Source organism: Halomonas dongshanensis (assembly GCF_024790395.1).
In the GTDB taxonomy this organism is placed as follows: Bacteria; Pseudomonadota; Gammaproteobacteria; order Pseudomonadales; family Halomonadaceae; genus Vreelandella; species Vreelandella dongshanensis.
Genome location: NZ_JAJISC010000001.1, coordinates 124,686 through 146,441 on the forward strand (window position 1 = coordinate 124,686; position 21,756 = coordinate 146,441).

The window sequence follows — 21,756 nt, forward strand, 5'->3', positions numbered from 1 at the left end:
TAAAAACTCGACGTGGTCATATAAGGGGGAGACGTACCACGCCGAGTGAAACCATAAACCTTTCCGTATCGTTTTAAATCTGGTTACAGGTCGTGGCCGGTTACCACGTGGCAGATATCGGCGAAGCTACGTGCCATGGGCACGACAGTGAGCTTCTTGCCCAGGGTGTTTTGAATGTCGGTAGCAGAGACCAGACCGCGTACGGTGACTTCGTGCTTGTCGTTGTACTCGGTGACCAGCAGGTGCTGCTCGGTAACGTCTTCCATGACCCGCATCAGCTCTTCGATGGTGAGCGCGGAGAGCTTGTCCAGCGGCATGGCGCTAAGCGTGTTCCAGGGCGTCATGATCATCGATACCGTCACTTCGTCACGGGTCAGGCTGCGCTGCTGCATGGCTAGATTGATGCGCCGGGTGCCCACGATCTCGCGGGAGGTGATAAGACCGATGCAGTGCTGGTCGCGGTCGTTGACGAAGAGCAGACGAACGCCGGTATAGCGCATCTTGAGGTTGGCTTCTTCGACCGAGGTATCGGCATCCACGGTTTGTGGCTTCACCTGAGTGAAGTCGGTCAACAGCAATGCCGCCGAGCTTTCGAGTGTGACGTCCTTCGCCGCAGGCATTGCGATGCGCGGGCTTTGAGTGAACTGAATCAACGTTTTGGGTTTGAATGCAACTTGGTTCATCGGGGGTACCTCCTGTTATAGGTGGCCAGCCGTATGAGACCGATTGGCCTAGTACCCTAAGAGTTGCAGGTGATTCTTACCGCAATCTTAAGACCCGCGACGATTCGTCGCACTATTCGCTCGAGGGCTCGTCCATTGGTAGCGTATCGAGATGGCGGGGCAAGGAAACCGCCACGCGCAGACCGCCGCTTGGCGCCTCGTCGAAGGCCAGCGTGCCGCCGTGCTGGCTGACGATACGCTCGACGATGGAGAGACCAAGCCCTGAGCCTGCGCCCGGTCCGGCGCGATGGAAGCGCTGGGTCACCGCCTTGCGTTCGTGGGCGGGAATGCCGGGGCCCTCGTCGTCGACGATAAGCGTCAGGGCTGCTTTTGTCGCACTCAAGGCCACGCGGATGGTGCCTTCGGGCGGTGAGTGCTGAATGGCGTTGCCGACCAGGTTCTGCACCAGTGTGCCGACGGCACCGGGCGTCTCGGCCAAGCGCCAGTCGGCGGTGTCATCGACGTCGAGATAGAGCTCGTGGCGCTGCTGTTTGGCCAAGGGTGTGAGCTTCGATAGGGTATCGCGCACCTCCTCTCGCGCGTCGATGCAGCGCCGAGGTAGGCTGTTTTCGTCGGGATCCAGGCGCGCCAGGGTTAGCAGCTGGCTGACCAGGTGGGTCGAACGCGTCACACCTTGGCGCAGGTGTTCGAGCGCTTCTTGACGGTCGGCGGCGTTGTCGGCGGCCAAGGCATTCTGGGCGTGCAGATCGAGCACGGCCAGTGGCGTGCGCAGTTCGTGGGCGGCGTCGGCGATGAAGCGGGTCTCGCGCTCACGCAGGCGCTGAACGCGGACCAGCAGGCGGTTGAGAGCACCCGAAATCGTCGCCAGTTCGCGCGGGAGCGGCGAGAGCGTGAACGGCTGTAAATTCTGCGGATCGCGGCTTCTAATCAGCGCCGCCAAGCGCGATAGCGGCGCCAGCCCCCAGCCGATGCTCCACCATAGCAGTACCGTCAAAATGATCAGACCAAGAAACTCGGGCAGCAGCGTGCGCAGCGCGACTTGGCGAACCAGGCTGGCGCGAACGTCGTTGCGCTCGCCAACGATGATGCGGCGCTCGCCGTCGGCCAGGGGAAGAGCGTAGGACTGCCACACCTGATCTTGATAGGTTTGCCGCGCATAGCCGCTGGGCTGATCGCTCATCGAGGCGGGCGGCGCATCGGCCGAGCGCAGCAGCAGCGCCTCTCCTTCCCAGAGCTGGAACGCCAGGCCGTCGGCGTTACGCTGCTCGGTCTGTAAGGTATTTTCAATGCTTTCGAGCAAGGCGCGTCGATACGCCGGGGGGATGGGCGTTTGTAGCAGCTCGCCCAGTAGGTGCGCCTGGCGGGCGAGGTTGTCGTCGTGCAGGCGCTGAATTTCGTGGGTGGCGTAGCGGTAGCTGATGACGCTGATGACCATGACGCTGAGGACGAAAATCAGCAGCGTCAGCCCCAAGGTCCGCTGGCGAATCGAGCTCACCGCTCGCCCTCCTGGGCGTGACGATCCATGACGTAGCCAATGCCGCGCAGCGTACGAATCACGTCGGGAAAGAGTTTGCGCCGCAGATGGTGGATGTGGACCTCGATAGCGTTGCTCTCGACGTCTTCATCCCAGCCGTAAATCAGGCTGGTGAGCGTATCGCGGCTAAACACCCGATCTGGATGACTCATGAACTCCTGCAGCAAGGTGAACTCTCGGCGTGAGAGCGCCACGGGATGATCTTGGTAGCTGACGCTCATGGTCACGGGATCAAGGCGCAGGCCGCGGCACTCGATATGGCTATCGAGCTGCCCTTGGCTTCGACGCAGCAGGGCGCGTAAGCGCGCTTTCAACTCCTCCACTTCGAAGGGTTTGACCAGATAGTCGTCGGCCCCGGCATCGAGCCCGGCAATGCGGTCGTCGATGGCATCGCGTGCGGTGAGAACCAAAATGGGAATTTGACTGCCGTGACGGCGTACGGCCTTGATGATCTGTAAGCCATCCAGCCCCGGCAGGCCAAGATCGAGGATCACCGCGTCGAAGGGCTCGGCCTCCTTGAGTGCTACGAGCGCACTCGGGCCATCGTCGAGATGATCGACGGTGTAGTGCTCCGGCTTGAGCGCCAGGCGAATGCCCGAGGACAAGCTGGCGTCGTCTTCCACCAGCAGTAAGCGCATGAACGGCTCCTTTCCCAGGCGGCGCTTACCCGCGCGGCCTCACTGTTGACGAGTACAGGTCGTGATAGTGGCTCAACTCGGGCGTTGAGATCAACGCAAAGAACGATGCTGCGCCAACGGTTTGTTTTTTCTTCTATACTGACGGTGTTACGTTGATCGAGGCGTTAGGATTCGCCCTCCAATGGAGCCTCGCCATCATCGACCGTTTAAGATCAAACTGCAGGACACATGACATAAGGAGTGTGGCATGAAAATCATTCTATGGATCATCATCTTCATCTTCGTCGTTGGCCTTCTGACGCTGACCGGCATCTTCAATCTCATCTTCTAACGTCGCGCTCTTTGCGCGCGATCAATAGCCGTCTTTCCAATCGAGGTATACTTCCGGCCAGCCTTCCAACGCGTATCGTTGGGAGGACGTTTCACGCTGGCAAGACGCTGGCAAGAGAGGAGAGGCGGTGAGCAAGACATTCGCGCAGGTCATGGGCATTTTGATGACGTTGTCACTTTTCTCGGTGAACGTCGCGCTCGCTAGCGAAAACGAGGCCGAGCGCCAAGCTATCATCGAGCGTATCGCCCCTACCGGGCAGCTATGCGTGCAGGGCCAAGCCTGTGGCCCCGATGCGCCGCCACCTGAAGTGGCGGCGTCTGAAGCCGATACGCCCGAAGCCGGTACACCTGAGGAGGAAGCCTTACCCCGCCTCGATGGCGAGGCGCTCTACTCAAGCGCTGGCTGCGCTGCCTGCCACCGCTCCGGCATTGCTGGAGCGCCCGTGCTGGGTGATAGCGCCTCTTGGGTTGGCTATTTGGATAAAGGCATGGAAACGCTTTACGAAGGTGCCATCAGAGGCATTGGCGCGATGCCTGCCCGTGGAGGCAACCCGCGCTTGAGCGACGAAGAGATCGAGGCAATCGTCGATTACATGGTCGAGCAGGTGGAGTAACACGCAGCGCTTTTCACCTCCAAAAAAAACTACCCACAGGCAGGTGTTAACGAGCACCTGTGGATAGTTTTTCTGGGTGCGGGAATTTATCCCAGCAGCGAGCGTAGCCCGGCGATGGCATCTTTACCGCGCGCCTGCTTCTTGTCCGGGTCTTCCTTGTCGGCGCGGCCTTCCCATTCGAGATCTTCCGGCGGCAACTCATCGAGAAAGCGGCTCGGCTGGCAGTCCATCAGCTCGCCATAGGCTTTGCGCTGGCGGGCGAGCGTCATGGTCAAGGTGCGCCGCGCGCGGGTAATGCCCACGTAGGCCAAACGTCGCTCCTCCTCGACCGTGCCCACCTCGATGGCGTTGCGGTGGGGCAGCAGGTCCTCCTCCAGGCCCATAAGATAGACGTGGGGAAACTCCAGCCCCTTGGAGGCGTGCATGGTCAAAAGCTGCACGCGGTCGGAGTCGTCCTCTTCGGCCTGCTGTTCGAGAATATCGCGCAGCACCAGCCGCGAAATCGCCGCCTCGACGCCGTCGGTTTCCGTGGCGGTGGAATCCGCCTCCTCTTCCGGATCGCGGTTGAGCGACTTCTCGAGCTGATCGATCAGAATCCACACGTTGGCCATACGCCGTTCGGCGATGGTCGGGGCGCTAGCGTTCTGGTAGAGCCAAGCTTCGTAATCCATGTCGCGCAGCATGTCGCGAATGGCGGCGATGGCGTCGCCCTGGTCCATGCGTTTGCGCACGCCGTCGATAAAGTGGGTGAAGCGCGAAAGTCGCTCCGTGGCGCGGGTCGGCAGCACCTGCTCGAGCCCCAGTTCGTGGCAGGCAGCGAACAGCGAGATCGAGCGCTCGGTGGCGTAGTTGGCGAGTTTCTCGACGGTGTTAGGTCCCACCTCGCGGCGCGGCACGTTGACGATGCGCAAAAAGGCGTTGTCGTCCGCCGGGTTGATCAAAAGGCGCAGGTAGGCCATGGCGTCCTTGATCTCGTTACGCGAGAAAAACGAGGTGCCGCCAGAGAGCTTGTAGGGAATCTGGTAGTGCTGGAGCTTCAACTCCAAAAGCCTTGCCTGGAAGTTGCCTCGGTAGAGCACGGCGAAGTCGCGCCAGGAGGCGGACTCCTTGATGCGCCGGGTGAGTATTTCGCTCGCTACGCGCTCGGCCTCGGCTTCCTCGTGGCGGTTGACCACGACGCGAATCGGCGCGCCGTCGCCCATTTCCGACCACAGCGTCTTGTCGTAAACGTGGGGGTTGTTGGCAATCAAGGTATTGGCCGCGCGCAGGATGGTGCCGGTGGAGCGGTAGTTCTGTTCGAGCTTGATCACCTTGAGGCGGGGGAAGTCCTCACCTAGCGTCACCAGGTTCTCCGGGCGCGCGCCGCGCCAGGCGTAGATCGACTGATCGTCGTCGCCGACCACGGTGAAAGTGGCGCGCTCGGCCATCAGCAGTTTTACCAGCAGGTACTGCGAGACGTTGGTGTCCTGGTACTCGTCCACCAGCATGTAGTGAATCTTACGCCGCCAGCGCGCGAGCGCCTCTGGGTCGTTTTGCAAAAGCACGACGGGCAGCAGGATCAGATCGTCGAAATCCACTGCGTTGTAGGCTTTCAGATGGCGGTTATAGGCTTCATAGACCCGCGCGGCGAACTGCTCGTCCTCGTTCTCGGCAAAGGAGAGCGCCTGGCCCGGCAGCACCAGGTCGTTCTTCCACTGAGAAATTTTGCTCTGCACCGAATTGATCTGCTCGGCATCGACCTGGGCGTCCTTGTTCATCAAGTCGCGCAGTAGCGCTTTAGCGTCTTCCGGGTCGAACAGCGAGAAGCCCGCTTTGTAGCCCAGCGTCTTGAGCTCGGCGCGAATGATGTTGAGCCCCAGAGTATGGAAGGTCGAGACGGTGAGCCCGTGGCCTTCGCGGCCCTTGAGCATCTGTCCCACGCGCTCTTTCATCTCGCGGGCGGCCTTGTTGGTGAAGGTGACCGCAGCAATGCGCCGGGCGCTCATCCCGCACTCCTGCACGAGGTAGGCAATCTTGGTGGTGATCACGCTAGTCTTGCCCGAGCCTGCGCCGGCCAATACCAGGCAGGGGCCATCGATGTATTTCACCGCTTCCTGCTGGCGCGGGTTGAGGCGTTGAAGGCGTTGAGAAGTCGTCGGCGTCATGGAGCAGGTTATCCTCGGCGATTTTTCATCTACAATCGGCAGCGGCTGGCAGGACCAGCCCCATTTTCGATGACCGATTTCTTCGACGAACAGGGCACGTGATGTTCGAAATAGCGCTCTTCGAGCCGCGCATGGCGCCCAATACCGGCAACATCATGCGGCTAGTCGCCAACAATGGCTGTCGGCTGCATTTGATCGAGCCGCTGGGCTTCGACTTGGAAGAGAAGAAGCTACGCCGCGCCGGACTCGATTACCGCGATCTCGCCAACGTTACACGGCACGCCGATTTTACGACGTTTTTAACCGCCATGCAGGGGCGGCGTCTGTGGGCGCTAACCACGCGCGGCAACCGTGCCTACAGCGAGGTGGCGTTCGAACCCGGCGACGTGCTGCTGTTCGGCTCGGAGACGGCGGGGCTATCCAGCGAGGCCCACGCCGCCATTCCCGAGGCCAACAAGCTCCTCATTCCCATGCAGCCCAACAACCGCAGCCTCAACCTTTCCAACGCCGTCGCGCTGGTGAGCTTCGAGGCCTGGCGGCAGCAGGGATTTGCCGGGGCGGGGAATCTTCACACGCCGTAGGCGGCGCGGTAAGCGCGAATTGCCTCGGCGTGGGGCTGCATGGTGTCACCGGCGTGGGTGTCGAGATAGGCCAGAACATCGGCCAGCGTCACGATGCTGACTACTTCGATGCCGTACTGCGCTTTTACCTCTTGAATGGCGCTCTGCTCGCCCTGGCCGCGCTCCTGGCGGTCTAGCGCGATGATCACGCCCGCCGCGCGCGCCTTTGCCGCGTCGATCAGCGTCATCACTTCGCGGATCGCGGTACCGGCGGTGATCACGTCGTCGATGATCAGGATATCACCGGAGAGCGGCGCGCCGACGATGTTGCCACCTTCGCCGTGGGTCTTGGCTTCCTTACGGTTGAAGGCGTAAGGCATGTCGCGATCGTGGTGATCGGCCAAGGCCGCAGCGGTAACGGCGGCTAGTGGAATGCCCTTGTAGGCGGGGCCGAAAAGCACGTCGGCACGCACATCGCTCTCGATGATCGCCTGGGCGTAGAAGCGTCCCAACCGCGCCAGGGCGCGGCCGGTCTGGAATAGCCCGGCATTGAAGAAGTAAGGGCTCACCCGGCCTGATTTGAGCGTGAATTCGCCGAATTTGAGCACGCCCTGCTCGATGGCGAAGGCGATGAACTCGCGCTGATAGGGTTTGAGAGCGGTAGCAGAAGAGGTGGCCACGACTATCCTCGCAGGTCAGGGTCGAAAAAAACGGGCTCGGCGGCATGCGATGCCATACGCTGAAGAGAGCCTATCGCGCGCGTACACCTTTAAAATTGACCGGAAGGCAACAATAAAGGGGGCAAAAGTGCAAGTTTTAACGGCTGGATTTACCCAAACGTCTAAACCTCGGGTATCATACAGCAGCGACGCAAAAGGGACGATTTATGAAAATTGCCAGCATCAACGTCAATGGTATTCGTGATGCCGTCGACCGTGGCTTCCTGGACTGGCTGGCTCAGCAGGATGCCGACGTGGTCTGCGTGCAGAACATCAAGGCGAAAAGTTTCGAACTAGGTGACCACATCCTCTATCCGGAAGGCTACGAAGGCTACTTCCTGGATGCCGAAGAGGATGGTTTCGCTGGCGTTGGGCTCTACTGCCGCAAGATTCCCAAGGCCATCATGTACGGCCTGGGCTTTCCCCAGTGCGACCATGAAGGGCGCTTTCTGCAGGCGGACTACGACCGCTTCAGCATCGCCACCTTCCTGATGCCCGATGGCAGCGACCAGAAGGCCAAACAGGCGTTCATGGATCAGTACCAAGAGTATCTGACCAAAATGGCGCGTAAGCGCCGTGAGTACATCATTTGCGGTACCTGGAACATCGCCCACAAGACGATCGACCTAGCCAACTGGTCCGATAACCAGCTCACCTCCGGTTTTCGCCCGGAAGAGCGCGCGTGGATGGATCAGATTCTCGGCCCGACCGGCTTCATCGACACCTTCCGGGAAATCAACCGCGATGCGGGTGAGTACACCTGGTGGCCCAAGCTCGATCAGGACGTACCGCGTAGCCGTCAGGAAGGCTGGCGCCTCGACTACCAACTGGTCGGCCCCAACTTCCGCCGCCACGTGGTCGATGCCTGGATCGACAAGGACGCGACCTTCTCCGAGTTCGCGCCCTTGATCGTCGAGTACGATCTCGCGCTGTAACCCCGCTTCCCGCGTCGCCGCCTAGCAAAGAGCCGACCTCAGGGTCGGCTCTTTGTATAGCGAGGTTGATGCGGCAAGCACCCTTCCTATCTTATCCGCGAATACCCAGCGCCTCGCGCTGGTGTTCGAACAGGCGCGCACCGGCCGTTTCGGCTAAGTCCAGCATGGCGTTGAGCTCAGCGCGATCGAAAGCGTTGGCCTCGGCGGTGCCCTGCACCTCGATCAGCCCGCCGCCTTCGGTCATCACCACGTTCAAATCGGTATCGGCCTTGCTGTCTTCGGGATAGTCGAGGTCGACCACCGGTACGCCTTTGTAGATACCTACCGAGATGGCGCTAACCAGCTGCTGGAAAGGATCGCTCTTGATCAGCTTCTCGCGCTGCAGATGGCGAATCGCATCCACAAGCGCTACGCAGCCGCCAGTGATCGACGCCGTGCGGGTGCCGCCGTCGGCCTGGATGACATCGCAGTCCACGGTGATGGTGAATTCACCAAGCTTCTTGAGATTCACCGCCGCGCGCAGGCTGCGCCCGATCAAACGCTGGATCTCCAGGGTGCGCCCGCCCTGCTTGCCGTGGCTGGCTTCACGCCCGCTTCTGGAATGGGTGGCGCGGGGCAGCATGCCGTACTCGGCGGTCACCCAACCCTGGTTCTTGCCGCGCAGCCAGCGCGGTACGCCCGCCTCGACGCTGGCGTTGCACAGCACCTTGGTATCGCCAAACTCCACCAGCACCGAGCCTTCCGCGTGGCGCGTGTAATCGCGGGTCAGGCGAATCTCGCGCAGCGCATCGGCGGCGCGAGCGCTGGGGCGAATCACCTCGGGACGCTTGGCATCTTTCATGGGGCACCTCTTGTGGGGTCAGCGAGAAAAAGGGGGCATTGTACACGTCTTGCCGTTCAAGCCTGCGCTTATCGGGTAGACTGAGGCCATACGTTCACCACCTGCCTTGCATAGGATCGCTCCCATGGCTACTTCCCGCCACGTCCACAGCATGACCGCTTTCGCCCGTGCCGAGCAGGCAGGTGCCTGGGGCGCGCTACAGGTCGAGATTCGCTCGGTCAACCAGCGCTACTTGGAACCGCACTTTCGCCTGCCCGATGGCCTGCGCGAACTGGAACCCGCGCTGCGCGACGCCCTACGAACGCGCCTGGCGCGCGGTAAGGTGGAGTGCAGCCTACGCTTCGAGACCGATGCCGCCCATCAGGCGCCTGCGGTCAACGTTGAGCGCCTCCAAGAGATCGCCGATGCCCTCGCCGTCATCCAGCAGCAGGTGCCGAGCGCCACGCCACCGACAACGCTCGAACTGCTCAACCAGCCTGGCGTCATGGTGGGGCAGACGCTCGATCACGACGCCATCGTCGCCGCCGCCAAGACGCTGTTTGGCCAAGCCCTCGATGAACTCATCGACGCCCGCGCTCGCGAAGGCGGAAAGCTTGCCGAGATGATCACCGCTCGCCTCAATGCGGTGAGCGAACAGGTCGCGACGGTGCGCAGCTTATTACCGCAGATCCTCGAACGTCAGCGCGCCCAGCTCTTGGAGCGTTTGGAGAGCGCCAAGACCGAGCTCGACCCCCAACGTCTGGAAGCCGAGCTGGTGCTGGTAGCGCAAAAGGCCGACGTAGACGAAGAGCTCGACCGCTTAGGTGCTCACGTCGAGGAAGTGCGCCGCCAGCTCAAGCAAAAAGGCCCCAAAGGCCGCCGCCTCGATTTCCTCATGCAAGAACTCAACCGCGAAGCCAACACCCTCTCCTCGAAGTCGGTCGTCGCCGAATCCACCCGCTGCGCGGTCGAACTGAAGGTGCTGATCGAGCAGATGAGGGAGCAGGTGCAGAATATTGAGTGATAGCGCTGTGTTTGCTCCATGTATTTCATGAGGTGACCGCCACATCGAGCGTTTCAACTGGATGGTTAACAGGAAAATATGGACCTATAATCCGTTTAACAAGATCATTTTTCTTCCTGGGAGTCGCTCATGAACCAAGCAGAACTAAATAAAGAAGAGCTATGCCGCTATATTTGCCAGGAGTTACCTCGCCATCGCTTGCAGCAAATGCTCGAAAGCATCGAGGCAGCTTTTCTGAAGAGCGATAGCCATCTCAGGGAGACTTATAAGCATGTACCGCTGGCTGGGCCTGGGCCGCAGTCACATCATTTTACGGTGCAGGAAGCCCTGCTGAGCCTGGCCAAGGACGAAAGTTTTGAAGTCAGCAACCAGGTGACCAGGCCCGCTGGAGGGCATTACGCGCTGGTTCGTGCGGGCAGCATGCAAATCACCACCAGTGTGATCACCATGGGAAGGACGCCTCCTATTCGCGATGCTCGTTTTAGACGTTTGCTTGGACTCATTAATAAAAGACTGGAGAAACAGCACCCTGACCTTTTCAAAGCGTCTGCTTCACCTTTAGGGCCCAGCCAGGAAGCGCTTCATGCGTTATTACTTCCCCATACAGCGAAATGGACAGACAGTAACGACCATAGTAGTCCAATCGGCGTGGCTATCGCAGTGCCTTACTCTGACCCTCGGGCTGGGTTCCATCTGTTCATGGATATAGGCCAGTTATGGCAGTACTACAGTGAAGCAGGCAGTGAAGTAGAAGATATTGCCTATCCGACCCTGCGTGATAGGATGCGTCGCGCCGAGAGTCTGGATCAACGTGAAGGCGGGAACGATTGACATGAGAACAGGGGTGGATGGCTTTCAAGGTCAGCGGTTGAACCAACTGCGCATGGCCCAGAATCTGACCCTCGCGGAGCTGGGTGAGCAGGTAGGACGCTCTTCCAGCACGGTATCGGCTTGGGAAAAAGGCACCCAGCTACCTGAGGTCGATTCTTTTGATCGCCTTTGCCAACTGTTTCAAGTGTCGCGCATGTGGTTTTTGAAGCCTGTTCCTCCCTTTGTTGAGGAAAGCCAACGACCTTACTTTTTCCGTTCACAAGCCTCTGTTCATAAACAGGCGCGTGAAAGATCACAGCTCTATTTAGCGTGGCTACAAGAGATTTCTGACTTCTTCCAGCAAGCGATGGAGTGGCCAGAGGTCAACGTGCCGATGCTGGACGCGAACGATTGCCGGTTGATCAGCGACGAAGAGATCGAAGACATCGCCAGAGAGTGCCGAGATGTCTGGAAGCTAGGCTCTGCTCCTATCCCAAATGTTATCCAGGTCATGGAAAATGCAGGAATCATTTGTACTCGGGCTACCCTTGGGCACGTCAAAATGGACGGTGTTTCCCATGTCTCCGTTTTAGATGGCCGGCCCTATGTGTTGATCGCTGAAGACAAAGCCAATGCCATACGCAACCGCTTTGATGCCGCACACGAACTTGGGCATGTCGTGCTGCACGCCAAAATTCCGGCTGCGCAATACGCTAAAAAAGAGTTGTATGGCCTGCTTGAAGCGCAAGCACATCGCTTCGCCAGTGCTTTCTTGATGCCGCCCGAGAGCTTTGCCCAAGAGGTCGTATGGCCAACGCTGGATAACCTGCTTTCGCTCAAATCGCGCTGGAAAGTCTCGGTCGCATCAATGATCGTCCGCTGTCGAGACTTATTGCTGCTATCGGAGCAGTTAGAGCTAAGGCTCTGGAAAGGGCGCTCGGCACGCAAATGGACGAAAGGCGAGCCAGGCGACGATGCTCTGGCTTTCGAGCAGCCCAAGCTGATGATGCGCGGCGCGCACCTTCTGGTAGATAACGGCATCTTCGAACGCACTGAACTGGTTCACCAGATTGGTCTGCCGTCAGAGATGATTGAGATGCTGTGTAATTTACATCCAGGTTACCTGAGTGTTCAGCCTGACGCTGTAGACAACGTAGTGCCTCTCAAGCTCAAACGTAATACGGCAAGGTCTGGCCGGACGAGGCGAGCGGATGTTTTGCCGTTCCAAAAATAGCGTAATTGTTGCGGATGTGGCGATGGCATCGTCCATTTTTGCGAGGACCAGATAGCCACTGCCAAGTTCTACCAGGGTGGCTGGCAGGCGAGGTGCGTTAAACGTGAAAGATAAACGTGGCCTCGAACAGGGGCTGAATCTCGGCCTTGCGTTTGATGGCCTCTGCGTTTGAAACACGTAAAGGGTCGATGATGACGAACCCCCAGAACTGCAAAAACCGTTCGATAAAGCGGGATTCGATCATGAGACCCAGCTGCTTTCTAGGCGTAGTGTAGGAACGCTCTGACAGGTAAGACAGAATATCCGGAAACGCCGTGATGACCTCATCGGTCAGTGGGTCTACTCGGGTGTGGGTGTGCAGGCGCCACAGCATGAACAGCCAAACGCTGGCAAGGTCGACGCTCTCTTCCCATCCATCGAAATAGCCCCAGTTATAGCGCTGCGTCGCGGCCTCAAGCATAGGAATGAAAAAGGCCTGAAGCCCTTGGGTCTGGTACTGCTTTCGGGCGCTTTTCTTGACGTGAAAATGGCCCTTGCGGCGATAGAGAATGCCGGCGATTTCTGCCAGTACGCGGGTATAGTGCAGCGCGTTGATACTCTCTTCGTTGTGCCCGGCAAAGTCGCTGATGCTGATGTGGCCAGCATATCGAGCGACCGCAAACTCGGGCAAGAGCGCGCTTGCCTGCTTGACCAGTTTGGTGGGCAGGTTGCCCCTGGGAGTCGCCTTGAACGCGCCGCCGTGGTGTTCGGCTTCGTCCAGCATCAGGGCCAGATAGCGCATCACCGGGCTGGATGAAAACGTATCCGGCGTATTGATGGTCACGTTTTTCAGCTCGTGCCACGGGGCGTATAGCCAGTTGGCCATCTGCTCGGGCGATAACCCACAAAAATCCAGGTTGGGCTGCTGGTTATGCGCTGCAAACGTGCGTTGCACGAATGTCTCGAAATCTTCCTGCGTCAAGCCGGGGTTCGATTCGTAATATCGCTTGATCTCGCTCAGCACGTCCTCAGCCGAGGTGACTGGGTCCTTCCCCATGGAGCAGCGTTTATCTTTCTTTTGGCTGCCACAGGGGCAGGCATCGTTGCGTTCTGGTTTCATGGAAGTGGCCTGGTGTCGATTAGTACCCAGAAGATAAAGACACAGCTTTTGGGCGTCTAGCGTATTGGCGCGGCTACTTACCAAGGACGGTCGGCAGCGCGTCGCGCGCCTCGCAAAAATACGCTTTATCTGCCTATCGGGTCCCGCGTGATTAACTACCCATTTGTCTAAAGTCGCATATCAACCATGACTTGCCGATCTGTGCTAACACCCATCTCTTCTCGGCTGCATCATGAAACGTAGCGTATCCAATAAAAACTCTGCCGAGGACTCGAAACATGCACGATACCAAGATCGATTTCATCTATCTCTCCGAGCAGGACATGATCCGCGCTGGTGTCACCGATATGGCCGCCTGTGTCGACACCATGGAGGAGATGTTTAACCTTCTGCATATCGGCGATTATCGTATGGCTGGCCCCAATAACGATTCCCATGGGGCGATGATCATGTTTCCTGAGGAGTCGCCTTTTCCCACCATGCCCAAACCGACGGCTGATCGGCGCATGATGGCGATGCCGGCCTATCTGGGCGGTAGCTTCTGTACTTCGGGCGTGAAGTGGTACGGCTCCAACATCGCCAATAAGGAGAAGGGGCTACCGCGCTCTATTCTGATGTTCACGCTGACCGACCCGGACACCGCCGCACCGCTGGCGTACATGTCGGCCAACCTGCTGTCAGCCTATCGCACCGGCGCCGTCCCTGGCGTTGGCGCCCGCTATCTGGCACGTAAGGACTCACGCGTCATTGGTCTTTTGGGGCCTGGCGTGATGGGGCGCACCAGCGTAGCCGCCTTCATGGCGGTTTGCCCCGGCATCGATACTCTCAAGGTCAAGGGGCGTAGCGGAGAAAACCTCACCACCTTCTTGAACTGGGTGAAAGAGCACTACCCGCAGATCGTCAATATTGAGCTCGTCGACTCCGTAGAGGCGGTGGTACGTGGTTCCGACATCGTGACCTACTGCGCCTCCGGCGAGGTCGGTGATCCTTCCAAATACCCGCTGGTCAAGCGCGAGTGGGTCAAGCCCGGTGCTTTTCTGGCCATGCCCGCACCGTGTAATTTCGATGAGGGTATGGGAGCGAATGACGTGCGCAAGGTGCTCGATGACACCGGTCTTTATGAAGCCTGGTATGAGGAAGTACCCAAGCCCGCGCATAACGTGATTCCGCTGGTTGGCGTGAAGTTCATGGACATGATCCATGCTGGCACCCTCGAGGCCAGCGCGCTGGAAGACCTGGGCGCGATCGTCTCCGGCGATAGCCCTGGGCGTCAAAATGACGACGAGATCATCATGATGTCGGTCGGCGGTATGCCGGTCGAGGATGTCGCTTGGGCCACGGTGGTTTACCGGCGGGCCCTAGAGCAGGGCATCGGCGTCAAACTGAATCTCTGGGACGAGCCCGTACTGAGATAACGTACTGGCCATGTGCTTGACGAGTGCCCCGGCTCGGGGCGCTCTTCCTTTCATCGACTTCAACGCGAGCGTTTAACCATGAGCACGATTACCAAAGTCAAGACCGGTTCAAAATTCGAAGAGCACGCCAGCTATTCCCGCGTGGTGGCCGTCGATAACTGGATCCTCGTGTCCAACACCGCCGGGCGTAACCCTCAAACCAAGGAGATTCCCGATGACGTCAGCGAGCAGCTGAAACAGGTATTTGCCAATATCGAAGGTGGATTGGCCGCCGTCGACAGCAGCCTGGCCGATGTCGTTGCGGCGAAGATCTTCATTCAGAACCCGGCGGATACCGAAACCGTCATGACGCTGTTTGGCGAAACCATGCGCGGGATCGATCCGGTCATCACCGTGACCTGCCCACCGCTGGGTTCCGAAGTTTATAAGGTCGAGCTCGAAGTGACCGCCTATCGCGGCGCCGGTAGCGCCGAGACCCGCCGGATCGATACCTCCGCACAGTGAAACCGTGCCCGGCCCGCTAACCGAGCGTTCGAACCGCGACTGGCATCGTCCGGTCGCTTCGGGTTTACCGATCCACTGCTCAGGACTCTGTCATGGCACCGACCATCGCACCCGTTGAGACCTCCAACGAATTTCCCGCCTCGACTACCGTGGTCATCATCGGTGGCGGCATCATCGGCCTGACCGCAGCGCTGACCCTTGCCGAGCGTGGCGTTTCTGTCACGGTATTGGAAAAGGGACGGCTCGCAGGTGAGCAGTCTTCCCGAAACCTGGGCTGGATTCGCAAGACCAGCCGCCACGGAGAGGATGTGCCGCTGGCGCTCGCCGCCGATCGGCTGTGGGCGAAAATGGCCGAGCGCACCGGCAGCGACGTGGGCTATCGCCAATCGGGCATCCTGTTTCTGTCGCGTACGCCAGAGCAGCTCGCGGTGCACGAAGCCTGGCTCAAGTCGGTTGCCGATCTGTCGCTGGACTCGAAAATCCTGAGCGCACGAGAGATCGATGCCCGGGTGCCGGGTGGGCGAGGCGATTGGGCCGGGGGCATCTTTACGGCCTCGGACGGCTGCGCCGAGCCGACGTTGGCCTCCAGCGCTATCGCCAAGGCGGCGATCGCCCGCGGGGCGGTGATCGTCGAGAACTGTGCGGTGCGCAATTTGACGCGTACTGGCGGGCGAGTGAGCGGCGTCGTGACCGAGCGCGGTGAAATCGAGTGCGATCAGGTATTGCTGGCCGGCGGCATGTGGTCGCGACGTTTTCTGGGCAATATCGGGGTATCACTGCCGACGCTGCCGCTGGTGCTGTCGGTGTTTCGCACCGGCGCGATGCAAGGGCCGACTGACACGGCCGTGGGTGGGCCGGACTTCTCCTTTCGCAAACACAAGAATGGCGGTTTCATCGTCACCCAGCGCGGCGCGCTCGATGCACCGCTCACACTCGACCATCTATTGGTCGGCTCCAAATATCTGAGCGCGCTACGTGCCCAGTGGGGGCTCATGCGGATATCGCTGGGCAAGCATTTCTGGCGTGATCTAACGCTACCGCGGCGCTGGAAAAGCGGCCATTCACCCTTCGAGCGCGTGCGCACCATGGACCCGCCGATCAACCAGGCGCTCAACGATGAGGCCTCACGCAACCTGTCGGCGGCCTGGCCGGTGTTCGAGAACATGACCGTCGAGGAGTCCTGGGCGGGGATGATCGATATCACCCCAGATTCTAATCCAGTCATCGATGGCGTACCCGGCGTGCCGGGCCTTACGCTCGCCACGGGGTTCTCCGGGCACGGCTTTGGCACCTCACCGGCGGCGGGCCAGCTGGCCGCTGATCTGTTGATGGGAAGTGATCCGATCATCGACCCAAGGCCCTATCGGTTCGGACGGTTCTAGACCCATCGGTGCGGCTAGGCCGCGCTTTGCCGCCCGGTGTCGATCGCTCTTGCGCAGGTCGTCGATGGCAGTTCCTGAAATAGGCGGCGGTACTCGCGGCAAAAATAGCTTTGGTGAAAAAAACCCTGGGCGGCGGCGGCGTCAGCCAAACGCTGAGTGGGGTCTTGAAGGAGGCTACGGCGTACCGCGTTGAGGCGCATGGCGCGCAGGTAGGTAACCGGAGAGTGGCCGACCTCGGTCTGAAAACTGTATTGCAGCGTACGCCGCGAAATCTTCAACTGACTACAAAGCGTGAGCAGCGAGGGCGGCTCCTCGGGATGCTGGCGCATCAGATCATGACAGCGCTCGACGATGTAGCGGCGGGTGCGGTAGTTAGCAATATTGGGCTCCCGTCCGAGTTCGCCGTCGTCGAGCAGCAGCGAAATGCTCTCTTCGAGCTGGACGATCAGTGCCTGCTGAAGTACCTCTGGTACGGGGGCGTCCTGAGGACGCTGGCGCAGGTAATCGGTCATTGCCCGCCACTGCTCGCGCACATGCTTGAGGCATTCGAACGGCACGTCAAGGCGTCTCAAGCGGCGCTCGTTATGGCCAACCCACTCATGCTGGCCGCGAGCAACGGAAACGACCAGCAGGTCGTAATGAGACGGCGTTACGCTCCAAAACTGATCGCAGCGAGGCAGCACGGTCACGGTGTCTTTATCGAAAAGCTCGCCACTCGACCAGCAAAGAGGGGTGACCAGATGCCAATGAGAGTCCGGAAAATGCATGTGTTGAGATAGTCCCAGATTGGCACTTTCACGAAAAAGCCGCACTTTGTTACTCGATATGTCGACGATTTCACCCGAAAAAATGCCGGGCTCGATCTGGCTGGACTCTTGCTGCCAGCCCTCCAGCCGCTTCGCGTGGTCGACGGCGTCAAGGCAATGGTGCAGGGCAATTGTCATGAAAGACTCCTTAGAGCGATCTCCCCGTACTTATGGCATGTAAATTGCTTTTTTTAGTGCACGGTATGGAAGAATGCTCGCCTTATTAAGCGGGGCTTGACCATGGGAGAGTGGTGTCAGGCCACTTTTTTATCTAGAGTTAGCTCAACCATTAAAATATTAATGAAAATGGTGGCCCTATGCTATCCCCGACTTCAGATGCAACCTCCATGCCGTTTGATGCCTGGATTGGCGCCCTCCGACAAACCTGCGGCTACTTCGACTGTACGCTCAAGGATCGCCGAAGCTTTAAAGGCAGCGTATCGACCCGTACCAATGGCGGCATCGATATCGCCAACATCGTGACGAATGCCGAGAAGGTGACCAGCAGCCGCTCGCAGCGCAGTAACGAAGATCGTTACTGCTTTTTAATCGTGCAGAAGCAAGGGCGCGCCACCTTAGTGCAAAACGGAACCCCTATTACACTGCGTCCAGGCGAGATGGCACTGATGGACTCCGTCAAAATGTGCGAGATCATCTCCCACGGCTTGATCGAGCACGACTCGCTCCATCTATCGCGCAGCGAAGTAGTGAGATGCTTTGGTGACACAGCGATTCCGTTCATGAAGATCACGCCAGACTGTGCCAGCAGTCAGATTCTGCAGTTGGTGGTCAATCGGATGGTGACCGAGCCGCTGGTTTCGGTAGGGAAGGGAGAGGAGGGCGTGGTTAACTCGCTGGCAGCGCTGCTACCGTCGATTTACCAGCATCAAGCGCAGTCGCCTGCTTTCATGGAGCAGGCCGATGGCACGCTGTTCAACTGCATACAGCAGTTCATCGAGCAGCACCTGCACGAGGAGGATATGGGGCCAGAGCGTTTGGCGAGTGCCTTTCATATTTCGGTTCGCCAGCTCTACCGCTTGTTCGAGCAGCATGACGAAACGGTATGCCGTTACGTTCAGCGCCGTCGCCTGGCCCGCTGTGCCGAGGAGTTGGCAAGCCCGATGCTGAGCAAGTGCTCGATCACTCAGATCGCCTACAAGTGGGGGTTTACCGATTCGGCGCATTTCAGCCGATCCTTCAAGCGTGAGTTTGCAAGCTCGCCCCGGATGTATCGTCGCGAACATCTCGCCCTCGCCGTCTAACGGCCCAGACCATCAGTAGTAGAAAGACAAGCAAGAAAAGAAGGAAACTGATTGTCGGCAAAGAGAAAGGCCACCAACTAGAAAAGGCCACCCCGCAGGGAGTGACCTTCAAGCGCCGTTTCCGGCTCGGGACTCGTGCTAGTAGGCGATACACACCGACTTGAGCTCGGTGTAGGCGTTGACCGCCTCCGGGCCGAACTCTTTGCCGATGCCGGACATCTTGAACCCGCCGAACGGCATGGCCGGGTCGAGCGTTACGTGGGTATTGACCCACACGGTGCCCGCTTCGATACGCGGCGTCAGCGCCATGGCCTTGGACAGGTCGTTGGTCCATAGGCTCGCCGCCAGCCCCAGGTCGCTATCATTGACCATGCGCAGCGCTTGCTCTTCGTCATCGAAGGGAATCACGGTCAGTACAGGGCCGAAGACCTCTTCGCGCGCGATCTCCATATCGTGACTGGCGCCGCTGATGATGGCTGGCGACACGTAGAAGCCTTCTGTAGGCACGTCATTACCTACATGGATCTTTGCACCCTGCTCGCGGGCCCGGTCGAGATAGCCGCGCACGCTCTCCTGCTGACGCCTGGAGACCAGCGGGTTGACCTGCGCCTCTGGGTCCATGCCGGGACCCGCTTGCATGGTATCGATGGCGCTTGCCAACTGCTCGCAGAAAGCGTCGTGAATGCTGCGATGCACGTAAAAGCGCGAGGCGGCCGCGCAAACCTGACCCTGGTTGAACAGCCCCCCCATCAGCGCGCCGTTGACGGCTTTTTCGACGTCGGCATCTTCAAGCACCAGCATCGGGTTCTTGCCGCCCAGCTCCAGCGAGAAGTGCGCCATGTGCTCGACCGCGGCGTGGCCCACCTGCTTGCCGACCGCAGTGCTGCCGGTGAAGGTCACTTTGCTGACATCGGGATGTTCGGCCAAACGAGTACCGACCACTGAACCCGAGCCCAGCACCACGTTGAACACGCCTTTCGGCACGCCGGCTTCGATCGCAAGCTCGGCCAAACGCAGTACCGTCAGCGGCGTTTCCGAGGCGGGCTTCAATACCACCGTGCAGCCCGCCGCCAGGGCCGGAATGACCTTCCAGAGCGCGATCATCATGGGGAAGTTCCACGGCACGATGGCCCCCACCACGCCGACCGGCTGGCGTAGGGTGTAGGCGTTGAACTTAGCGCCTTCCGGCATGCCGATGGAAACGTTGCGGGTGCTGCCTTCAAGCTTGGTGGTCCAGCCGGCCATATAGCGGATGAAATCGATCGAAAACCCCACGTCCACGCCGCGCGAAAGATTGATCGACTTGCCCTGGTTGAGTGTCTCTAACTGGGCGAGATCCTCACCGTTTGCTTCTACAAGATCGGCAAAGCGCAGCAAAATGCGCTCGCGCGCCGCCGGCGTCATACCGCTCCAACGGCCATCGTCGAAGCTTTGTTTGGTCAGCGCGATGGCCTGGTCGGCCAGCTCGCGGTCGCCGGCGGCGAGCGTGACCAGCGGCTGTCCGTTCGACGGGTCGAGCACGTCAAACGGGGTGCCCTCGGCGACGAAGGCGCCGTCGATGAACGAGCCCGTTGCGCGCTCGAAAAATGCCTGTACGGTTTGTGAATGCTGGCTCATGAACGATCTCCTGCGTGTGCTGGGTGTCGAACGACCCAAGGCCGTTCGACATGAAAAGGCGTGCTTGTGGCTCAGGCTAAAGTGCTATTTTGCCAATGGCTTGTCCGTTCTTGCCCTTGGCATGACGCTCTCTGCCGAGCTCTAGAAATTGAATCCGACCAGCAGCTGAGTGTAGTAGTTGGGGTCGCTGTCACCGAGCTGCGTTCCTCCTTCGGCAATCGAGGCATCCGGATCGTAACGGCCTACCAGCGGCATGACCCACCAGCGGTCGTTGATCGCCCAGGTGGCGTAAAGGTCTATCTCGTTACCGTCGAGATTCGGCCCTCGCGTGGTATCGAGCGTATCGAAGCGGTACATGAGCAGGCCAATACTGAGCTGCTCGGTGGGCTCTAGCGCCAGGTTTAACTGGTGAATGCGCGCGTTGGTGGCGAAGGGGCCTGCGTAGTTAGCCGCCACTTCGCCCTGAAACCAGGTGCCGAGCGCTCGGCCGTTGCCGTAGAACAGCGGGTCGTAGCCATCGGAGAAGCGGCTGAAGCGGTAGCTGGCGTAGGGCGTGCCGGGAAGCTGATCGAAGGTCCAGCCCGCTTCGAGATACCAGGCGTTTTCGCTATCGTCGTTGCTCTTCTCCTGGAAGGCGTACTGGCCGGAGAGAAACAGGTTCTCCACGCCCGCGTTACCATTACCGTAAATCGTGTAAACCCGCGTCCCGTCGCGGTCGGGGTAGAGGAAGGCGTAGTCGTCGTCGGTATCGAGCACCTTGAGGTAGGTCGCCCCAAGGGTTGCCTCGTCGGCCACGTGCTCGATGGTGCCCACCGCCATTTCGGGTTTGGCCTGCGCACGGTTGTCCGACTCAAGCCACATCAGCTCGCCGCGCCAGCCCGCTTCGCCACCAAGGCGCACCACGGCGGTCTTGTCGAAGGATTGCCGCGCCGCCAGATAGTAGCCGCCGCCGCGGTTGAGCTCCCCGCCCAGCACGCCTTCGCCGAAGTTGAGTGAGTCACCGGAGATCAGAAAACCGTCCCCGATCTGGATGTATTGACGGCCCACGGAGATATCGAGGCCATCACTGCCGAGTGATGGAATCAGGTTGCCGGATCGCCAGCCGACGGCCAGATCCTCGAGGCGGGTGCGTCGCTCGTCGCCGGTGGTGAACCCGCCAGCGTCGCCCTGGCCCCAGGTAGCGCTTGAGGTCCAGGCAACGTTGGCATAGAGCGAACCAGCCGACGGTGAAGGCGTATGAGTGACATCGAGCCCGTACTTGAGAAAGCCTTCCTGCCAGTCCCGGCCGCCGGGTTCGGCGGTTTCCGACTGGGCGTAGCCTTTCTGGCTATGAAATGCCCCGGCAACGCCAGTGACGTTGAGGTTGATCGTGGTCTGATCGGTGCCGTGAAGTTCGAGTGCCGAGGCACTTCCGCACATGGCAATCGTCATGGCCGAACCAAGAGCGAGTGCTGGAAGTTTGGAAGAGTCGCGTGGAATCGTCATGGTGAAATGCTTCCCGTAATGGCATTACTTTTGTTGTGCAGCTTTTTTATCCAGGCATATCGCGCCTTCTTGAGGCGGAGCCTTCACCTGACAGGCTAGCGAGCAGCCGTGAGCGGTTCTTGTCTACGGCTGACGAAAACC

Annotated in this window: 20 protein-coding genes; 10 read left to right on the forward strand and 10 right to left on the reverse strand. The window is 59.6% G+C overall.

Annotated features, from left to right (window positions below):
* Positions 1-83: 83 nt before the first annotated feature.
* The 3 genes from LLY24_RS00590 to LLY24_RS00600 all read right to left on the reverse strand — a co-directional run bounded on the left by LLY24_RS00590 (position 84) and on the right by LLY24_RS00600 (position 2,855).
* The gene (locus tag LLY24_RS00590) at positions 84-683 is read right to left on the reverse strand and encodes a CBS domain-containing protein (protein WP_259034326.1); all 600 of its coding nucleotides are present in this window, start codon (positions 681-683) and stop codon (positions 84-86) included.
* 112 nt (positions 684-795) lie between these two features.
* Positions 796-2,178: an ATP-binding protein gene (locus LLY24_RS00595; protein ID WP_259034327.1), complete on the reverse strand. Its 1,383-nt coding sequence runs from the start codon at positions 2,176-2,178 to the stop codon at positions 796-798.
* Positions 2,175-2,855, reverse strand: coding sequence for a response regulator (locus LLY24_RS00600; protein ID WP_259034328.1), 681 nt, complete (start codon positions 2,853-2,855; stop codon positions 2,175-2,177). Before LLY24_RS00600 ends, LLY24_RS00595 begins: the two co-directional genes overlap by 4 nt.
* Positions 2,856-3,313: 458 nt before the next feature.
* On the opposite strand from LLY24_RS00600, the gene LLY24_RS00605 reads away from it, so the two are divergent.
* On the forward strand, positions 3,314-3,799 hold the full coding sequence (locus tag LLY24_RS00605; protein WP_259034329.1) for a c-type cytochrome: 486 nt from the start codon (positions 3,314-3,316) through the stop codon (positions 3,797-3,799).
* A gap of 86 nt (positions 3,800-3,885) precedes the next feature.
* Here LLY24_RS00605 and rep read toward each other — a convergent pair whose 3' ends face one another.
* Entirely contained in the window at positions 3,886-5,943 is a 2,058-nt protein-coding gene (rep, locus tag LLY24_RS00610) for a DNA helicase Rep (protein ID WP_259034330.1), read from the reverse strand.
* 101 nt (positions 5,944-6,044) lie between these two features.
* On the opposite strand from rep, the gene LLY24_RS00615 reads away from it, so the two are divergent.
* Positions 6,045-6,524, forward strand: coding sequence for a tRNA (cytidine(34)-2'-O)-methyltransferase (locus LLY24_RS00615; protein ID WP_259034880.1), 480 nt, complete (start codon positions 6,045-6,047; stop codon positions 6,522-6,524).
* Here the strand turns inward: LLY24_RS00615 and pyrE are convergent.
* Entirely contained in the window at positions 6,512-7,183 is a 672-nt protein-coding gene (pyrE, locus tag LLY24_RS00620; protein WP_259034331.1) for an orotate phosphoribosyltransferase, read from the reverse strand. The genes LLY24_RS00615 and pyrE overlap by 13 nt on opposite strands.
* Before the next feature lie 206 nt (positions 7,184-7,389).
* On the opposite strand from pyrE, the gene LLY24_RS00625 reads away from it, so the two are divergent.
* On the forward strand, positions 7,390-8,157 hold the full coding sequence (locus LLY24_RS00625) for an exodeoxyribonuclease III (protein ID WP_259034332.1): 768 nt from the start codon (positions 7,390-7,392) through the stop codon (positions 8,155-8,157).
* A 91-nt stretch (positions 8,158-8,248) separates the two neighbouring features.
* Here the strand turns inward: LLY24_RS00625 and rph are convergent, their stop codons facing one another.
* Entirely contained in the window at positions 8,249-8,998 is a 750-nt protein-coding gene (rph, locus tag LLY24_RS00630) for a ribonuclease PH (protein ID WP_259034333.1), read from the reverse strand.
* Between the two features lie 124 nt (positions 8,999-9,122).
* On the opposite strand from rph, the gene LLY24_RS00635 reads away from it, so the two are divergent.
* The 3 genes from LLY24_RS00635 (at position 9,123) to LLY24_RS00645 (ending at position 12,045) form a co-directional block, all read left to right on the forward strand.
* Positions 9,123-10,001 (forward strand): YicC/YloC family endoribonuclease, encoded by an 879-nt coding sequence (locus LLY24_RS00635; protein ID WP_259034334.1) that lies wholly within the window; start codon positions 9,123-9,125, stop codon positions 9,999-10,001.
* Positions 10,002-10,130: 129 nt separating this feature from the next.
* Complete coding sequence (locus LLY24_RS00640) at positions 10,131-10,832, forward strand: hypothetical protein (RefSeq protein ID WP_259034335.1); 702 nt, start codon at positions 10,131-10,133, stop codon at positions 10,830-10,832.
* A 1-nt stretch (position 10,833) separates the two neighbouring features.
* The gene (locus LLY24_RS00645; protein WP_259034336.1) at positions 10,834-12,045 is read left to right on the forward strand and encodes a helix-turn-helix domain-containing protein; all 1,212 of its coding nucleotides are present in this window, start codon (positions 10,834-10,836) and stop codon (positions 12,043-12,045) included.
* A 97-nt stretch (positions 12,046-12,142) separates the two neighbouring features.
* Here LLY24_RS00645 and LLY24_RS00650 read toward each other — a convergent pair whose 3' ends face one another.
* Positions 12,143-13,144, reverse strand: a complete 1,002-nt coding sequence (locus LLY24_RS00650; protein WP_259034337.1) for a YecA family protein — start codon at positions 13,142-13,144, stop codon at positions 12,143-12,145.
* A 278-nt stretch (positions 13,145-13,422) separates the two neighbouring features.
* Between LLY24_RS00650 and LLY24_RS00655 the strand changes: the two genes are divergently transcribed.
* The 3 genes from LLY24_RS00655 (at position 13,423) to LLY24_RS00665 (ending at position 16,445) form a co-directional block, all read left to right on the forward strand.
* Complete coding sequence (locus tag LLY24_RS00655; RefSeq protein ID WP_259034338.1) at positions 13,423-14,559, forward strand: ornithine cyclodeaminase family protein; 1,137 nt, start codon at positions 13,423-13,425, stop codon at positions 14,557-14,559.
* Positions 14,560-14,637: 78 nt separating this feature from the next.
* Positions 14,638-15,063: a Rid family hydrolase gene (locus tag LLY24_RS00660; protein WP_259034339.1), complete on the forward strand. Its 426-nt coding sequence runs from the start codon at positions 14,638-14,640 to the stop codon at positions 15,061-15,063.
* A gap of 92 nt (positions 15,064-15,155) precedes the next feature.
* The gene (locus tag LLY24_RS00665) at positions 15,156-16,445 is read left to right on the forward strand and encodes an NAD(P)/FAD-dependent oxidoreductase (RefSeq protein ID WP_259034340.1); all 1,290 of its coding nucleotides are present in this window, start codon (positions 15,156-15,158) and stop codon (positions 16,443-16,445) included.
* A gap of 14 nt (positions 16,446-16,459) precedes the next feature.
* On the opposite strand, the gene LLY24_RS00670 is transcribed toward LLY24_RS00665, so the two are convergent.
* Positions 16,460-17,389, reverse strand: a complete 930-nt coding sequence (locus LLY24_RS00670) for a helix-turn-helix domain-containing protein (protein ID WP_259034341.1) — start codon at positions 17,387-17,389, stop codon at positions 16,460-16,462.
* Positions 17,390-17,598: 209 nt separating this feature from the next.
* Here LLY24_RS00670 and feaR point away from each other — a divergent pair, with 209 nt between their 5' ends.
* Positions 17,599-18,513 (forward strand): transcriptional regulator FeaR, encoded by a 915-nt coding sequence (gene feaR / locus LLY24_RS00675; RefSeq protein ID WP_259034342.1) that lies wholly within the window; start codon positions 17,599-17,601, stop codon positions 18,511-18,513.
* Between the two features lie 138 nt (positions 18,514-18,651).
* Here feaR and LLY24_RS00680 read toward each other — a convergent pair whose 3' ends face one another.
* Together LLY24_RS00680 and LLY24_RS00685 are read right to left on the reverse strand one after the other, a co-directional pair.
* The gene (locus LLY24_RS00680; RefSeq protein ID WP_259034343.1) at positions 18,652-20,130 is read right to left on the reverse strand and encodes an aldehyde dehydrogenase family protein; all 1,479 of its coding nucleotides are present in this window, start codon (positions 20,128-20,130) and stop codon (positions 18,652-18,654) included.
* Between the two features lie 141 nt (positions 20,131-20,271).
* Complete coding sequence (locus LLY24_RS00685) at positions 20,272-21,615, reverse strand: alginate export family protein (RefSeq protein ID WP_259034344.1); 1,344 nt, start codon at positions 21,613-21,615, stop codon at positions 20,272-20,274.
* Between the last annotated feature and the right edge of the window lie 141 nt (positions 21,616-21,756).

Coding starts and splice junctions, on each gene's coding strand:
- LLY24_RS00640 (WP_259034335.1), top strand. CDS start 10,131: ATGAACCAAGCAGAACTAAATAAAGAAGAGCTATGCCGCTATATTTGC.
- rep (WP_259034330.1), bottom strand. CDS start 5,943: ATGACGCCGACGACTTCTCAACGCCTTCAACGCCTCAACCCGCGCCAG.
- LLY24_RS00685 (WP_259034344.1), bottom strand. CDS start 21,615: ATGACGATTCCACGCGACTCTTCCAAACTTCCAGCACTCGCTCTTGGT.
- LLY24_RS00590 (WP_259034326.1), bottom strand. CDS start 683: ATGAACCAAGTTGCATTCAAACCCAAAACGTTGATTCAGTTCACTCAA.
- LLY24_RS00665 (WP_259034340.1), top strand. CDS start 15,156: ATGGCACCGACCATCGCACCCGTTGAGACCTCCAACGAATTTCCCGCC.
- LLY24_RS00645 (WP_259034336.1), top strand. CDS start 10,834: ATGAGAACAGGGGTGGATGGCTTTCAAGGTCAGCGGTTGAACCAACTG.
- feaR (WP_259034342.1), top strand. CDS start 17,599: ATGCCGTTTGATGCCTGGATTGGCGCCCTCCGACAAACCTGCGGCTAC.
- LLY24_RS00655 (WP_259034338.1), top strand. CDS start 13,423: ATGCACGATACCAAGATCGATTTCATCTATCTCTCCGAGCAGGACATG.
- LLY24_RS00680 (WP_259034343.1), bottom strand. CDS start 20,130: ATGAGCCAGCATTCACAAACCGTACAGGCATTTTTCGAGCGCGCAACG.
- LLY24_RS00600 (WP_259034328.1), bottom strand. CDS start 2,855: ATGCGCTTACTGCTGGTGGAAGACGACGCCAGCTTGTCCTCGGGCATT.
- LLY24_RS00625 (WP_259034332.1), top strand. CDS start 7,390: ATGAAAATTGCCAGCATCAACGTCAATGGTATTCGTGATGCCGTCGAC.
- LLY24_RS00635 (WP_259034334.1), top strand. CDS start 9,123: ATGGCTACTTCCCGCCACGTCCACAGCATGACCGCTTTCGCCCGTGCC.
- rph (WP_259034333.1), bottom strand. CDS start 8,998: ATGAAAGATGCCAAGCGTCCCGAGGTGATTCGCCCCAGCGCTCGCGCC.
- LLY24_RS00660 (WP_259034339.1), top strand. CDS start 14,638: ATGAGCACGATTACCAAAGTCAAGACCGGTTCAAAATTCGAAGAGCAC.
- LLY24_RS00615 (WP_259034880.1), top strand. CDS start 6,045: ATGTTCGAAATAGCGCTCTTCGAGCCGCGCATGGCGCCCAATACCGGC.
- LLY24_RS00670 (WP_259034341.1), bottom strand. CDS start 17,389: ATGACAATTGCCCTGCACCATTGCCTTGACGCCGTCGACCACGCGAAG.
- LLY24_RS00650 (WP_259034337.1), bottom strand. CDS start 13,144: ATGAAACCAGAACGCAACGATGCCTGCCCCTGTGGCAGCCAAAAGAAA.